The following is a 16,063-nucleotide window of genomic DNA, read 5'->3' as shown; positions in this document are numbered from 1 at the left end:
GAATTAATTAAAATTAATTTCCTTCTAAACGTTCAATTTTTGCTCCAATAGCTTTAAGACGTTCTACTATTTTTTGATAACCTCTATCAATTTGTTCAATATTATGAATTGTACTTGTTCCTTTTGCAGAAAGTGCAGCAATTAACAAACTAATACCAGCTCTAATATCTGGAGAAACCATGGTTGTTGCTTTTAATTGTGATTTAAAATCATGACCAATAACTGTAGCACGATGTGGATCGCAAAGGATAATTTTTGCACCCATATCTATTAATTTATCTACGAAGAATAAACGACTTTCAAACATCTTTTGATGTACTAGTACTTCTCCTCTAGCCTGTGTAGCTACAACTAAAACAATACTTAATAAATCTGGAGTAAAACCTGGCCAAGGGGCATCTGCTATAGTTAGAATAGAACCATCTATGTAGTTTTGTATTTCGTAACCATCTGTATGTGCAGGAATATGTATATCGTCTCCTTGTTTTTCGACAGTAATTCCTAGTTTTCTAAATACATTTGGTATTTGTCCTAAATCATCCCAACTTACATTTTTTATAGTAAGTTCAGACTTAGTCATTGCAGCCAAACCAATCCAGCTACCAATTTCGATCATATCTGGTAACATGGTATGCTCTGTTCCGCCAAGACTTTCAACACCTTCAATAGTTAATAAGTTAGAACCAACGCCAGAGATTTTTGCGCCCATTCTATTAAGCATTTTACATAATTGCTGCAAATAAGGCTCGCAAGCTGCGTTGTATATTGTCGTAGTACCTTGTGCTAATACAGCAGCCATTACAATATTTGCTGTACCTGTTACAGATGCTTCGTCTAAAAGCATATCGGTTCCTACTAATTGATCTGCTTCTACGCCGTAAAAATAATCTTCACGGTTGTATCTAAATTTAGCTCCAAGATTTATGAATCCTTCAAAGTGAGTATCTAAACGACGACGACCAATTTTATCACCTCCAGGCTTTGGGATATATCCTTTACCAAATCGTGCTAATAATGGACCAACAATCATTATTGAGCCACGTAAACCGCGTCCTTCTTCTTTAAAAGCTGCAGACTCTAAATATTTTAAATCTACTTGATCGGCTTGAAAACTGTAAGTACCTTCAGAAAGTTTTTCTACTTTAACGCCTAAGTTTCCTAATAAAGTAATTAGTTTATTGACGTCTATTATATCGGGTATGTTATTTATGGTGACTTTTTCTGGAGTTAATAATACTGCACATAAGATTTGTAATGCTTCGTTTTTTGCTCCTTGAGGTTGAATGCTTCCTTTTAGTTGGTGTCCACCTTCAATTTTAAATGTTCCCATAAATAAGTTTAGTATCTTTTTCGGTTTCTGTTATTTTTTTTGTGTCCTTTTTTGTTGTTGGAATATTTCTTTCCGCTAGAAGCTTTCATTAGACTACTAGAGTCTGTTAAATCTTCTTCTGAATTTTTGATATTTAATTCGCCATTAGATAATTCAAATAAATGATCATAAATTACATCGTCCTCAACCGTATCTTTATTCCAGTTTAAGAAACATTTTTTCATATGGTTTGCAATAGTATACACTAATGCTTCTTTCATTTCACCTTCTTCCCATGTTCTAGCAACGTCAATCATAGTTTTAATATTGTTTCCATAAAAACGATATTTTGGAAAGTTTTGGGGATATCTTAATGGTACAGGACGTTCTGATAATTCTTCTTTAGAAGGTTTTTCAAATGGTGAATCTACATCCAACTCAAAATTAGACATAATAAATAGTTGATCCCAAAGTTTGTGCTGAAAATCTGGAACATCGCGTAAATGTGGTTGTAAATTACCCATTACTGCAATTATAGATTTGGCTACTTTATTACGTTCTTCTTTTGTTTCGCGTGATTTTGCATAGTTAATCATTTTTTGAATATGTCTACCATACTCTGGAATAATCAAGTGTTCACGCTCTGTGTTATACTCTAAATTGTCTATCAAAATTAAATAAGTGTAGTATTTATATATTTTGCATTTTGAAGTTTCTAAATGCAGTTGCAAAATACAAAAAAAAATTAAAGGCTTATTACGCCTTCAATTTTTTCTCCAACCTCTTTATACTTTTCTATAACGTGGTCTGGATTTTTCATTTTTACGCTAACCGAAACGCTGGTATATTTACCATTGCTAGATTCTTTTGTATTAATTACTGCGCCCATGTTATCAAAAATAACCTCTACGTGTTCTATTTTTGATTTTTCGGTTTGCACAATAAATTTATACAAATATTCTGTAGGCCACATTGCGGTATCTTGCAATTGGCTTTTTAACTTAGCGTAAAATTCGTCTTTATTTGGTATATTATCCATAGCGTTATTATAAGTCGCAAATATACCAATTTGTTTACATTTTTTTTTAAAGAATTTAATTCCGATTTTTACACTTTAATACACAGACCTTGATTACAAAAAAAATAGTTATTACTGGTGGACCAGGAACAGGTAAATCTTCAATTATTAACGAGCTTACAAAACGTGGTTATACCTGCTACGAAGAAATCTCTAGACAAGTTACTCTAGATGCAAGAAAAGATGGTGTTGATCAATTATTTTTAACCAAACCATTATTATTTAGCGAGTTATTACTAAAAGGAAGAGAAAAGCAATATACTAACGCATCTAATAGTAACAACGAATTTGTATTTTTAGACCGTGGTATACCAGATGTTGTTGCATATATGGATTATGCTAACGAAAGTTATCCTGAAAACTTCATTACATCATGTCAAGAAAATACTTATGATTATGTCTTTATTTTAGCACCTTGGCAAGAAATTTTTAGAAGTGATAACGAACGTTATGAAAACTTTGAACAAGCAAAACAAATACACGAATGTCTTTTAGAAACCTATAAAAAGTACGATTATCACTTACAAGACGTACCTTTTGGAAGTATCGAAGAAAGAGCTAACCATATTTTAAACGTTGTAAAAGCCTTGTAATGCAACATCCAATAAATATATTAGAACGTTATTGGAAATTTACATCGTTTAGACCCTTACAAGAAGATATTATAAACGCTGTTTTAAATGGCGAAGACACTTTTGCGTTACTACCAACTGGTGGCGGAAAGAGTATTTGTTTTCAAGTTCCGGCTTTGGCTAAAGAAGGTATTTGCATAGTTATTTCGCCTTTAGTGGCTTTAATGAAAGACCAAGTTAGGGCTTTACAAAATAAAGGTATCAAAGCAATTGCATTAACTAGCGGAATTAAACCTTCTGAAATTGATACCCTTTTAGACAATTGTATCTACGGAAATTACAAATTCTTATACCTATCGCCAGAGCGTTTACAACAAGAGCTAGTACAAGATCGTATTAGACAAATGAATGTTAATTTAATTGCTGTAGACGAAGCACACTGTATAAGCCAATGGGGAAACGATTTTAGACCTGCTTATAAAAACATAACCTTATTAAGAGAATTACAACCAAGCGTTAACGTTATTGCGCTAACAGCTAGTGCAACACCTAATGTTATTGACGATATTGTAACCGAGCTTGATTTTTTAGATCCAAAAATCTTTAAGCAATCTTTTTACAGAAAAAATATCGCTTATATGGTTTTTGAAGAAGAAGATAAATTTTTTCGTCTAGAAGCTATTTTAAATAAAAATAAACAATCCTCAATTATTTACGTTAGAAACAGAAGACTGACCATTGAAATTTCTAACTTTTTAGAACAAAAAAACATCAGTAGTACTTTTTATCATGGCGGTTTAAATAATACAGAAAAAGACCAACATCTTAACCAATGGATAACTAATCAAAAACAAGTTATGGTAGCGACTAATGCATTTGGAATGGGCATAGACAAACCAGATGTAAAAACAGTTATACATTTAAACTTACCAGATAGTATAGAAAACTACTTTCAAGAAGCTGGTCGTGCAGGAAGAGATAATACTAAAGCATACGCAGTTATCTTAAAAAATAAAAATGACGATGCACTTTTACACAAACAATTTATAAGTGTATTACCTACAGTAGATTTTGTTAAAACTGTATATAGAAAATTAAGTAACTATTTTCAAGTGTCTTATGGTGAAGGCGCTTACCAAACTTTTGAATTTAATTTTAATCACTTTTGCAAAACCTATAACTTTAACTCAACAAGCGCTTACAATACATTACAAATTTTAGATAGAAATAGCGTAATAACTTTAAGCAAACAATTTAATAACCGTACAGAAGTACAATTTATTATACCTAACAAAGCATTGTTTTCTTATTTAGAAACCAATAAACAACTTGCTACCATCGTCAAATCTATTTTAAGAACCTATGGTGGTATTTTTGAACATCAAACAAAAATAAATAACAATTTAGTTGCTAATAAAGCAAATGTAAGTGAGCAGCAACTTTTTATGGCTTTAAAGCATTTAGAAAAAGATGAAGTTATTACACTTAACATTCATAAAACAGATGCTCAAATCACCTTTATAGAACCAAGAGAAGATGATAAAACAATTAACCGTATTGCCAAAACAATAAAACAACAAAACGACTTAAAGCAAAAGCAAGTTAAAGCCGTTTTAGATTATGTAAATAATAATGACGTTTGTAAAAGCATTCAGCTACTATCCTACTTTGGAGAAAAAGAATTAGAGGAATGTGGAATTTGCTCAGTCTGTATTAAAAAGAAAAATGCTCCTGCTAAAACAACTTCAGCAGATGTCAATAAAGAAATCATAAAACAATTAGAATTTGGTCATTTAAGCTCTAAAGACTTATTTAAAGCATTACCTTTTTCTGAAGAACAAATAAACAATACATTAAAACAAATGTTAGAGCGTAACATAATAGAAGTTACAGCAACAAACACTTATAAATTAAAACATTTATAAAATGAAAGATTTACGAATAGTATTTATGGGGACGCCAGATTTTGCTGTGCAAACCTTAAAAACCATATTAGAGCATAATTATAATGTAGTTGGTGTTATTACAGCACCAGATAGACCAGCCGGTCGTGGAAGAAAATTAAACGAAAGCGCTGTAAAAACCTTTGCAAAAGAAAAAGGATTACACATTTTACAACCAACAAACCTTAAAAACGAAGATTTTTTAGACGAATTAAAAGCGCTAAACGCCAATCTACAAATTATAGTAGCATTTAGGATGTTACCAAAAGTAGTTTGGGATATGCCAAAACATGGTACATTTAATCTTCATGCTTCATTATTACCAAACTATCGCGGTGCAGCACCAATAAATTGGGCAATAATAAATGGCGAAACTAAAACAGGCGTATCTACATTTTTTATAGATGAAAAAATTGATACAGGAGAAATGATCCTTCAAAAAGAAATAGAAATTGATCCAACAGAAAATGCCGGTAGTTTACATGACAAATTAATGCATATTGGTAGCGATCTGGTTATAGATACCATAAAACTTATAGAAAAAGGAAATGTAAACACTACGCCTCAACCAGAAGATGCTATTAGTAAAACAGCTTATAAATTAAATAGAGATAATTGTAAAATTAATTGGGAAGCAGATTTAGATCAAATATTTAACCAAATTAGAGGACTTAGTCCATATCCTGCTGCATGGTCTATTTTAAAAAATGAAGATGAAGAATTAGACGTAAAAATCTATAAAGCTGAAAAAGAATCCGAAAATCATAATTTAATAACAGGAACTGTTATTTTTGACAAATCCTCAATTAAGGTAGCAGTAAAAGGTGGTTTTATATCAATACTAGAAATTAAGCTTCCAGGAAAGAGAAATATGGATGTAAAATCACTTTTAAACGGATTTTCTTTAAGTGAAAATGCAAAAATGCTGTAAAGCCTTATTATCACTGATTTCATTAAAAAAGCAAAAAAAATAAGCTTCTTTATTAACAAAAGGGGCAACTTATTAACAAAACACTCTATTTCCCTTACTATTACTTGCATAGTAGCATAATCCGTATAAATTTGTAAGAGGATTTAACAAAAATATGTTTAATCAACTATTTATTAATAATTAAAATTAAAATTATGAACAAAACAGATTTAATCGACGCTATGGCGGAGCACGCAGGAATTACTAAAGCAGCAGCAAAAAAAGCTTTAGAGTGTGCATTAATCGAAATTGAAGGAGCTTTACAAAAAGGAAACAGAGTTTCTTTAGTTGGTTTTGGATCTTGGTCAGTTACTAGAAGAGCTGCAAGAGAAGGAAGAAACCCTCAAACAGGAAAGACTATCAAAATCAAAGCTAAAAACGTTGTTAAGTTTAAAGCTGGATCTGATTTAGCAAACGCTGTAAACTAGTATTTGCTTAAAATAATTACCAAAAAGCCTTCTATTTTAGAAGGCTTTTTTTTGTTAATAGAGTATTATAATTGGTATTTAAACAAATTAATGTTACATTTAATGTAATAATCCTTTTAAATTATGACTACAACCAAACCAAAAAAGGGTGATTTATTAATTGCAGAACCTTCTATTATAGGAGATGTTTCTTTTAACAGATCTATAGTATTACTTACAGACCATAATAAAGAAGGTTCTATTGGATTTATACTTAACAAGCCCTTAAACTACACTATTAAAGATTTAATACCAGAACTTGATGCCTCTTTTAGAGTTTACAATGGTGGACCTGTAGAGCAAGACAATCTATATTTTATACATAAAAGACCAGATTTGATCCCAGATAGCATAGAAATTTCTTTAGGAATTTTTTGGGGAGGAGATTTTAATGTAGTTGCTAATCTTATTGCCGAAAAGAAAATTGATCAAAAAGATATAAAATTCTTTTTAGGGTATTCTGGTTGGGAAATAAATCAACTAGAAGACGAATTAAAATCTAATGCATGGGTTGTTACAAAAAACACTTATGAAAAAGATATCATAGAAAAAGATTACGAGACCTTCTGGAAAGAAAAGATGTTAGAGTTAGGTGGTGACTATTCTATTTGGTCTAATGCTCCAGAAAACCCAAGTTATAACTAGCTTAGTCTAACTTTTACATTTAACTTTTGCAATAATGCTTTTGCTACATCTGTCGCAAACTGCTTTTTTCTATATTTTGATACTGGTTGTATACCTGTTATTACGTTAGTAATAAACATTTCGTCTGCTTTTTGTATTTCAAAAGGCGAAATAGAAGCTTCTTCTAAAGTATATTCTTCCATTAAATTAATAATTTCTATTAATTGTTTTCTAATTATTCCTTTTAAACATCCGTCTGATAATGGTGGTGTTTTAATAGTATTCCCTTTAACTAAAAATACATTTCCGTTTAAAGCCTCAACTACACTTTTATTTGTATTAATTAACAAACAGTTGTCAAGGTAATTTTCTTTTGCATAAATACTACCAACAACATTTAAGGCTTTATTATTGGATTTTAATGTTGAAATTAAACTAGGAGACACATAAAAGTCTTTAAATAAATCAACTTCATAATCGCCTTCATTTAATAAATAGAAGTCTTGATCTAAAGCTTTTACAGAAACAATAAACTCTACATCATTACTTTCTGGTTTATATAATCCACCTTCTACTCTATGCACTTGCAATTTTACTCTACAAGTAGCTGTATCTAATTGATTAGCTTTTATGGTTTTTAAAATTTCATCTTGAAGAAACTCTAAAGTAAAACTCATAGGTATCTCCATACGCATAATACGCATAGATGCCATTAATCTAAAGTAATGGTCTTCAAAAAAAAGAAGTTTACCGTGTACTGCTTTTATGGTTTCAAAAAGCCCATCACCATAGGCATATGCACGATTATTGTTTGTAATTACTGTATTATTTTCTTGAAGATTTCCGTTAAAATTTATCATAAAAAAAGTCCCAAATTTCTTTGGGACAAATATACTCTAATTGTTGCGATTTTTAAGCAGAACCTAAGACTTGTTTTAAGTCAGAGATTTGATTAGTCCATAACATTTTTGCTTCTTCTACCTCGTCTTCTTCAGCATAGTCTGTAATCATTAAAGATACATCTTTGGTAATTTCGTCTACTTGAATTCTAATTTCAAAGTAATAAGGATCATCTTCATCATCTAACCATCTAAATTTTACACGTTCTCCAGACTTTTTTGTTAGTAACTTAGCTTGTTCTTCTGCTCCATCCCAGATAAATTTAAATAATTCTCCTCTAGAGTTAACATTATCTGCAAACCATTCTGACAATCCAGAAGGTGTTGATATATACTGGTATATTAATGACGGTGATGCATGGATAGGAAACTCTAACTCATACTTAATTTTTTCTTCCATTTATTTTTACTTGAAAATTATTACTGCCAATATATACATTAATTAACAAGTTTAGAAATCATTTTAAAAAATATTTAATTTTAAAAATAATGTTTGCTTGATATAATAATGTTATTATATTTGCACCTCCAAAATATGGCGAGGTAGCTCAGTTGGTTAGAGCGTTGGATTCATAACCCAGAGGTCACGAGTTCAAATCTCGTCCTCGCTACAAGAAAAAAGCTAAGATGTATGTCTTAGCTTTTTTATTTTTCAATAAAATAGTTTTTTCTTCTACTATTCCCGTACTTATTATTAATTAAGATTACCTTTTTATTAAGATTTAACCTGTTAAAAAACAGATAATTAACATAAAAACGTATGTTTTTTCATAAAATGAATAGTCAATTTATGAAAAAATTGATATTACAAGTGTACGTATTTTCGCCGCTTCAGATAAAAAAATATGCATTTCATCGAAAAATTATGCGTTTTACAGATGATTTAACTAAAGTAAGTTACATTTGTAAGCGAATACTTATACCTTTTGTCGGATAAATTTGCGTTTAAAAGAAAACTAATGATTCCAATAATTGAAATAGTATTTACGGATTAGGATATTTTAATATTGCTTAACCCAAATTATTAATTAATTAAACCCTTATTTGAATTAAAAAATCATGAAAAAAACTAACCTACTAGTTACTCTTATTTTATTATTGCTATCACAATTAATTATAGCTCAGGATTCTCATAAAAGAATTAGTATAACTAACCCTTCTAAATCAACATTACTAAAAATAGCTACTTCTGGTATAGATTTAAATTGCGGAGCTAGCCACTCTCATGATAATCTTGTTTTAGATTTATCAAAAGAAGAAGTTAATGCATTAGTTAATAAAAATGTTTCTTTTAATGTTATTATCGATGATTTAGAAGAATTTTACAGAAAAAGAGCAGTAAAAACTAAAGCTAAAGCAATAGCGCAGTTAAATGCTGAAAAATCTTTATCAGCTACTAACACTAACACAACACAACGCGCATCTATTTCTAATACAGTACAAGACAATATTATACAATATATAAACTGTGATGAAATTAATTGGGTAACACCACAAAACTTTCATCTTGGTTCTATGGGTGGATGTTTAACTGTAGATGAAATGAAAACTGAACTTGATGAAATGAGAAGTTTCTCTATTACTAATGGTTTAGATATAGTTTCTCAAAAATTAGATGCTTCACCTACAGGACAAACCACTTGGGGAAATCCTTCTAATACAATTTTTAATAATGGATTAACTTATAGTGGTATAGGTAACAGTAGATGGAACCCAGAAACTATATATTATGTAAGAATTACTGGTAACGAATCTTCAACTCCAGAAAACACAAAACCACAAATTCTTTTCACTTCAATGATTCACTCAAGAGAAGTAAGCGCCTTAATGAACAATATATTCTTCATGTGGTATTTAATTGAAAACTACAATACCAATGACGCTATTAAAGAATTAGTAGATAATAATGAATTATACTTTGTACCTATAGTTAATCCTGACGGACTAAGATGGAATGAGCATTTAAGTCCAAATGGAGGTGGAATGCAACGTAAAAACACGAGACCTAATACAGGTAGCAATTCAAGTTCGACTTCTATTAGAGGTGTAGACTTAAACAGAAACTTTGATTATTATTGGGGTTACAATAACGTTGGTTCTTCTGGTAGTCAAACAAGTAATACTTACAGAGGTCCATCTCCTTCTTCTGAGCCTGAAACTCAGATTATGGAAGATTTTATTTTAAGTAAAAACTTTCAAACTGCTGTTTGGAATCACTCTTACGCTAATTCTGTACCTCATCCTTATGGAGGTGTACCTTCTTTAAACTCAGGAAGAGAAGATGAATTTTATAGTTGGCACGAAGAAATGACTCGCTACAACAGATACCTATATGGTGCTACGATCTTTTATGAGTCTAATGGTATTCCTGACGATTGGATGTTAGGAGGAGCTCCTGATAATAATGGATCTACTGGTTCTGGTCAAGCTATATTAGGTACTACACCAGAGCACGGAAGTGAAGGTTTTTGGCCTCCACAAACATCTATTATTCCTATTGCAAAAAGATCGATGAGAATTTCTTTTGGTACTGCCTATTATGGTGGTAAATACGCAAAACTTCATGACTTAACGCAAAGCAACATAGATGATACAACTGCTAACTTAGATTTTGGAATTGAAAGAATTGGTCAAACTGCAAGTAATTTCACCTTAACTATCACTCCTATTTCATCTAATATAATTAGTATTAATGCTCCTGCCACACAAACTGGTATGAATGTCTTAGAGCAAAGAAATGTATCTGCTCAAATACAACTAGATCCAAGCATTGTTGCTAACGAAAAAATAGAATATAATGTAAAATTATCTAACGATAATGGTGTTATATATGATGTTAACTACGAAAAATATTACCAACCAACAGTACTTTTTGACCATGATCCTGATGTAGATGGCATTACTGGTTGGACACAATCTGGTGGATGGACATTATCTAGTGCAGACACCTATACAGGAACAAATACTTTAAGAACAAATGGTGTTGCTCCGTACTCTAATAATACAACAAGAACATTAACTACTACCAATAGTTATGACTTTTCTAATTCTACATCTGTTGTTGTACAATACTATTCTAAATGGGATATTGAAAGAAATTATGATTTTGTTGAAATCTTAGGTTCAACTGATGGTGGTAATAACTGGCAATCTCTTTGTGGTAAGTATACAAAACCAAATGCAACTAGTAATACTACAACCCATGATAATAAAGGAGGATCTTCTAACTTCCAAGCTAATAGTATGGGACAAGTTTATGATGGAGACAGAAGAGATAATTGGGTGATGGAAGAAATTGCTATAGATGCAGCAAACAATTCTTACTTATTAGGTGCTAATAATGTTAAATTCAGATTTAGATTTAGAACAGATGGTAGTAACGTATCAGAAAATTACACAACTACTTCTGATGGTTTTTTTATTGATGATTTTAAAATTATTAGTATTCAAATACCTTGTCAAACTGATGTTCCTGTAAACGTGTCTACATCTTCAATTACAGCTACTGAAGCTACAGTAACTTGGGATGCAATACCATCTGCAACTTATGATTTACGTTACCGTGTTTTAGGTTCATCTACATGGACAGATATACTAAATGTAACTACTAGTAGTTATACAATTACAAATTTACTAGCAACAACTACTTATGAAGTAGAGGTTAGATCTAAATGTGATACAGCTACATCTTCTTATTCATCTACAATTAATTTTACTACAACAGAAGTTAACTATTGTGACTCAAATGGTCAAAGTACTTCTGATGAATATATTGGGAATGTAACTTTAAACACTATTAACAATGATTCTGGAATAGGTATTACAGATACTGGTTATTCTGATTATACATACATAATAACAGACTTAGACAAAACCTTAACACATAATATCAGTGTTTCTAAAATATGGACAGGAACTATGTGGAATGAAGCTGTAACTGTTTGGATTGACTTTAATAAAGATGGCGACTTTGAAGATGCAGGTGAAACTGTTTTTAATAGTCCTGCTTCTCAAACAACACCTGTTACTGGTAACTTTTCAATACCTGGAAATGCTATAATAGGTAGCACTAGAATGAGAGTTTCTATGAAGTATAATGCTAGTCCAGCATCTTGCGAAAGTTTTTCTTACGGAGAAGTTGAAGACTACACTGTAAATATTACTGAACCAAGCTTAAGCAATAATCAATTTACAATCAATGATGTAAAAATCTATCCAAATCCATTTAATAACAGTTTTAATATAAGCTTATCCTCAAATTTTATAGGTCATAAAATAGAAGTGTCTGTCTATGATATGAGAGGTAGATTAATAATACAAGAAAATTCTGTTTTTGATCAAAAAGCAATAAATGTTGATAATTTAAAATCAATCTCTAACGGTACTTATTTTATCAAAATAAAAGACTTAGAAAACCAACAATTAATAACTAAAACACTTATAAAACAATAAAAAGGAAACACCCTTTTTTAAGTGTAAAAAGTAAATATTCAACAACAAGATTAGCCCCAAACTAATCTAAACCAAACTATTATGAAATCAAAAAACTTAAACAAGTCATGTCTTGCTATTGTCATTTTGTTTAATTTATTTTTAAGCAATTATGCCTTTTCTCAATGTGCATCAAATGGTAATAATACAAATGATGAATACATAGGTCGTGTTCAATTACAAGCAATTGATAACACCTCTGGTGTAGGTACAACAAGTACAGGGTACTCAGATTTTACAGCAATAAGTACAGATCTTACTCAAAATTCTAACTATACGATAACGGTAACACCTATATGGACAGGTCCTATTTATAGCGAAGGATATGCGGTTTGGATTGACTATAATCAAGATAACGATTTTACAGATCCAGGTGAGTTAGTTTTTTCTAACGGTGCAAGCACCGCTTCTCCTGTATCTGGAAGTTTTACTGTACCTGCTACAGCTTTAACTGGTAATACCACAATGAGAGTTAGTATGAAGTTTGGTGGTACACCTACTTCTTGTGAAGTTTTTTCTTACGGAGAAGTTGAAGATTATACAGTAAACATTGTTTCAGCTACCCCATACAATGAAGTTAGTGTTACAGGAAACGCTACAAATATAGATGATGGTGACACAACACCTTCAACTGTTGATGGTACAGATTTTGGAAATGCCGATATCGCAGGAGGAACTGTTAACCAAACCTTCTCTATCATAAATTCTGGAAATATTAATTTAAATTTAACAGGCGCTTCTCCTTATGTAACAATAACTGGTGCTAATGCTACAGACTTTACGTTAATAACCAATCCAACTACTCCTATAGCTCCAGGAGGTAATACTTCTTTTACGATCCAATTTGATCCAAGTGCTACGGGAGTAAGAACAGCAACCGTATCGTTTGCTAATGATGATACAGATGAAAACCCTTTCAACTTTAATATACAAGGTACAGGTATAGTTCCACCTCCTTGTGGTACAACCGTATTGCATACTGCAGATTTCGAATCTGGAACTAATGGATGGGTTAAAGGAAATATACTTTCAAATGACGCATATAGAACAACTAATGCAACTTGGTCATACTCTGGGAATAGTTCTTTAGTAGTAAGAGATAACTCAGGAACTAATTCTTCTTTTGATTCTCCTATATTTAATTTTACAGCTTATGACAAAGTAGACTTTAAATTTTTCTTTGCACCTAACAGTATGGATTCTTCATACAGTGGTAGCAATAAAACATACTCAGAAAACTTCTTAATAGAATATAGTAATAATGGCGGTCTATCTTGGACTACTGTAAAAACTTTTGAAAGTGGACAAGTAGCACAAAAAACTGCAGATTTTGAATCAACAAACTCTCCTATTTTCTATGCAAGAACCGTTTCTATATTAGCTACAGATTATACATTTTCAGCTATATCAAGATTTAGAGTAAGATGTGATGCTAGTGATAATGATGATCAAGTATTTATTGATTTAGTAACAATTTCTGGTACTTCATTTTGTACACCAACAAATGGTCCTGGAGGAGTAAGTGCAGATTTAGATTTATGGTTAAGAGGTGATAAAATTGATGGTTATGGTGTTACTACTGATGGTACTAACGTAACCACTTGGGTTGATAACGGTAAGGGTAATAATGCAACAACAACTGTATCTGGACAAGAGCCTGTTTATAGAAATAATGAAACAGACAACATAAACTTCAACCCTGTAATTGATTTTGAAAACAATCATAATACTGCAAGTCCTGACATGACATATATTAACGGAAGAGATGAGTTAAGTGGCTCTTCAGGATTTAATAGTAATGACATGTTTTTAGTGGTTGTAGCAGATCCTACAGTAACAGGATCTATGAATCCATTAGACACCTTTACAAGTACTGACCCGCTAGCAGAAAGTTATGCCGAAGACGTAACAGGTGTTGGATTTGGTGGATATACACAAAGATTATCTGGTGAGCGTTTTACCTACTGCATTGGTACTAGTAGTGGTAACGGTCCGTATACTGGATATGGTCGTGGTGACACATCTGGTGCTAACAATTATAATAAATTCAACATTATAAACGTAAGACAAAATTCAGCAAACACAGATATGGAAGTTTACCTAAACTCTAATTCTGTTTCTACTACATTAAATGATATTTCTCTTTACGCACCAATTAACAATAGAAAGTATTGGTTAGGTAGAAGTCAGTATTACGAAGGAAGTTTTGATGGTAAAATAGCAGAAGTTATTACTTTTAATTCAAGAAAACTAGACGGTGCTTCAGAAAGAAGAAGAATTGAAAGCTATTTAGCATTAAAATACGGTATTACACTTGGTGTTAACGGTACTGCAATGGATTATATAGATTCTAACGGAAATATCGTTTGGGATGCATCTGCTAATTCTGGATTTAATCATGATATTGCAGGAATATTTAGAGACGATGCTTCTAACCACCAACAAAAACAATCTAAAAGTATTAATACATCTAGCGTTATTACAATTGGACATGGGGACATAGTTACAACAAACTCTAACAACACTAACAATTTTGATAACGATAGAGATTATTTAGTTTGGGGACACAACAATGGAGCATTATCTGGGTCTACTGTTTTATCTGTAAACTTAGGTGCATCTTCAACTTCTGTAACAACTTTATTTGATAGACGTTGGAAAATTGTTGAAAATGGAAATGATGTTAGAGACGTTAAAATATCAATTCCTTCATCTGTGTTACCTACTAAAGCTGCTGATGAAGAATATGCTTTAGTAGTTTCTAACTCTTCATCTTTTGGATCTAATGATATTGTTGACGTTATTCCTATGAATGTTAATGGATCAACTTTTGAAACTTGGTATGATTTTGAAAACACTAAATACTTCACTTTTGGTATTGCTTCAAGAGTTGAAGGAAAATATAATGTAGAATTTTCTGCTGGTGATTTTTTAGTAGGTGAAAACTTTGTAAACCTTAATAATTCTTTTACAGTATCTGCATGGGTTAGAAATCTAGGAAACGGAGGTGATTATGTCTCTAAAGGAAATGCTTATAATTTCGAAATTATGAGTAACGGAAGAGTTAGAGCCAATATTAATGGTACAAATTACGCACAATCTGCTACTTCAATAACCGATACTAATTGGCATCATATAGCATATACCTATTCTGGTGGTAATTTAAGGCTATATATAGATGGTGTAGAAGACGGTAATAGTCCTATCGGCGGAGTAGCTATTCCTGTTGCCACTACAGATTATTTTGCTATTGGTGCAAACTATATAGATAAAAACACTATTAGTAATTCTTTTAACGGAGATATAGATGAAGTAAGAATTTGGGATAGAGTATTAACTCAAAACCAAATCAAATATTTAATGAATCAAGAACTAGAAAACCTTAGTGGTACTGTTAATGGTGCTTACCTTCCACAAACTATCACGCTTAATGAAGCAACAAGTTTACCGTGGAATGAGATGCAAGCTTACCATAACATAAATGAATTTTATGGTACAACAGTTGTTGATGGTTCTGGACACAAAAACTGGGTTAGAATAAAGTACCTAGTAACAGGTAAAAATATTATGGATAATCAAGCTGCTCCATTACCATATACAACAACAAGTAATGGTCTTTGGACTAACAACTCTTCTTGGACTAATGGTACTGAGCAATACATACCTGGTTCTGCTTCTATTGTTGACCCTACCATTACTGTAGATTGGAA

The 16,063-nt window shown here is 31.4% G+C and carries 12 protein-coding genes and 1 tRNA gene; 8 read left to right on the top strand and 5 right to left on the bottom strand.

Annotation, left to right across the window (positions count from 1 at the left end):
* Positions 1–13: 13 nt before the first annotated feature.
* The 3 genes from murA to ACEQT4_RS03780 all read right to left on the bottom strand — a co-directional run bounded on the left by murA (position 14) and on the right by ACEQT4_RS03780 (position 2,348).
* Positions 14–1,330 (bottom strand): UDP-N-acetylglucosamine 1-carboxyvinyltransferase, encoded by a 1,317-nt coding sequence (gene murA / locus ACEQT4_RS03790; protein WP_370226075.1) that lies wholly within the window; start codon positions 1,328–1,330, stop codon positions 14–16.
* An 8-nt stretch (positions 1,331–1,338) separates the two neighbouring features.
* Positions 1,339–1,980 carry a DUF4290 domain-containing protein gene (locus ACEQT4_RS03785; RefSeq protein ID WP_370226074.1) on the bottom strand — a complete coding sequence of 214 codons (642 nt, stop codon included), beginning with the start codon at positions 1,978–1,980 and terminating at the stop codon, positions 1,339–1,341.
* A gap of 74 nt (positions 1,981–2,054) precedes the next feature.
* Positions 2,055–2,348, bottom strand: a complete 294-nt coding sequence (locus tag ACEQT4_RS03780; protein ID WP_027878702.1) for a DUF493 family protein — start codon at positions 2,346–2,348, stop codon at positions 2,055–2,057.
* Between the two features lie 89 nt (positions 2,349–2,437).
* Between ACEQT4_RS03780 and ACEQT4_RS03775 the strand changes: the two genes are divergently transcribed.
* The 5 genes from ACEQT4_RS03775 (at position 2,438) to ACEQT4_RS03755 (ending at position 6,984) form a co-directional block, all read left to right on the top strand.
* Positions 2,438–2,980 (top strand): AAA family ATPase, encoded by a 543-nt coding sequence (locus ACEQT4_RS03775; RefSeq protein ID WP_370226072.1) that lies wholly within the window; start codon positions 2,438–2,440, stop codon positions 2,978–2,980.
* A complete protein-coding gene (locus ACEQT4_RS03770) occupies positions 2,980–4,884 on the top strand; it encodes an ATP-dependent DNA helicase RecQ (protein ID WP_370226071.1) in 1,905 nt (634 codons plus the stop codon). The genes ACEQT4_RS03775 and ACEQT4_RS03770 overlap by 1 nt, the downstream gene beginning before the upstream one ends.
* Before the next feature lies 1 nt (position 4,885).
* Positions 4,886–5,833 (top strand): methionyl-tRNA formyltransferase, encoded by a 948-nt coding sequence (gene fmt / locus ACEQT4_RS03765; protein ID WP_027878699.1) that lies wholly within the window; start codon positions 4,886–4,888, stop codon positions 5,831–5,833.
* A gap of 194 nt (positions 5,834–6,027) precedes the next feature.
* Complete coding sequence (locus ACEQT4_RS03760) at positions 6,028–6,300, top strand: HU family DNA-binding protein (protein ID WP_027878698.1); 273 nt, start codon at positions 6,028–6,030, stop codon at positions 6,298–6,300.
* A gap of 123 nt (positions 6,301–6,423) precedes the next feature.
* On the top strand, positions 6,424–6,984 hold the full coding sequence (locus tag ACEQT4_RS03755) for a YqgE/AlgH family protein (protein ID WP_027878697.1): 561 nt from the start codon (positions 6,424–6,426) through the stop codon (positions 6,982–6,984).
* Here the strand turns inward: ACEQT4_RS03755 and ACEQT4_RS03750 are convergent.
* Complete coding sequence (locus tag ACEQT4_RS03750; RefSeq protein WP_370226070.1) at positions 6,981–7,823, bottom strand: aminotransferase class IV; 843 nt, start codon at positions 7,821–7,823, stop codon at positions 6,981–6,983. The genes ACEQT4_RS03755 and ACEQT4_RS03750 overlap by 4 nt on opposite strands.
* A 52-nt stretch (positions 7,824–7,875) precedes the next feature.
* The gene (locus ACEQT4_RS03745) at positions 7,876–8,262 is read right to left on the bottom strand and encodes an START-like domain-containing protein (protein ID WP_027878695.1); all 387 of its coding nucleotides are present in this window, start codon (positions 8,260–8,262) and stop codon (positions 7,876–7,878) included.
* A 137-nt stretch (positions 8,263–8,399) separates the two neighbouring features.
* On the opposite strand from ACEQT4_RS03745, the gene ACEQT4_RS03740 reads away from it, so the two are divergent.
* From ACEQT4_RS03740 to ACEQT4_RS03730, 3 genes are all read left to right on the top strand, one after another.
* Positions 8,400–8,473, top strand: a tRNA-Met gene (locus ACEQT4_RS03740).
* Between the two features lie 448 nt (positions 8,474–8,921).
* A complete protein-coding gene (locus ACEQT4_RS03735; protein ID WP_370226068.1) occupies positions 8,922–12,314 on the top strand; it encodes a M14 family zinc carboxypeptidase in 3,393 nt (1,130 codons plus the stop codon).
* Between the two features lie 81 nt (positions 12,315–12,395).
* Positions 12,396–16,063 (top strand): LamG-like jellyroll fold domain-containing protein (locus tag ACEQT4_RS03730; RefSeq protein WP_370226067.1); only part of this gene is annotated, 3,668 nt, incomplete at its 3' end.

The sequence above is a fragment of the Mesoflavibacter sp. genome, from assembly GCF_964226795.1.
GTDB classification, from domain to species: domain Bacteria; phylum Bacteroidota; class Bacteroidia; order Flavobacteriales; family Flavobacteriaceae; genus Mesoflavibacter; species Mesoflavibacter zeaxanthinifaciens.
Note: the sequence above shows the minus strand (reverse complement) of the source record. Positions and strands in the feature narration are given on the sequence as shown.

Bases quoted from the DNA above. Each gene is read 5' to 3' on its own strand.
- murA (WP_370226075.1), bottom strand. From the start codon at position 1,330: ATGGGAACATTTAAAATTGAAGGTGGACACCAACTAAAAGGAAGCATT.
- ACEQT4_RS03780 (WP_027878702.1), bottom strand. From the start codon at position 2,348: ATGGATAATATACCAAATAAAGACGAATTTTACGCTAAGTTAAAAAGC.
- ACEQT4_RS03770 (WP_370226071.1), top strand. From the start codon at position 2,980: ATGCAACATCCAATAAATATATTAGAACGTTATTGGAAATTTACATCG.
- fmt (WP_027878699.1), top strand. From the start codon at position 4,886: ATGAAAGATTTACGAATAGTATTTATGGGGACGCCAGATTTTGCTGTG.
- ACEQT4_RS03760 (WP_027878698.1), top strand. From the start codon at position 6,028: ATGAACAAAACAGATTTAATCGACGCTATGGCGGAGCACGCAGGAATT.
- ACEQT4_RS03755 (WP_027878697.1), top strand. From the start codon at position 6,424: ATGACTACAACCAAACCAAAAAAGGGTGATTTATTAATTGCAGAACCT.
- ACEQT4_RS03750 (WP_370226070.1), bottom strand. From the start codon at position 7,823: ATGATAAATTTTAACGGAAATCTTCAAGAAAATAATACAGTAATTACA.
- ACEQT4_RS03745 (WP_027878695.1), bottom strand. From the start codon at position 8,262: ATGGAAGAAAAAATTAAGTATGAGTTAGAGTTTCCTATCCATGCATCA.
- ACEQT4_RS03735 (WP_370226068.1), top strand. From the start codon at position 8,922: ATGAAAAAAACTAACCTACTAGTTACTCTTATTTTATTATTGCTATCA.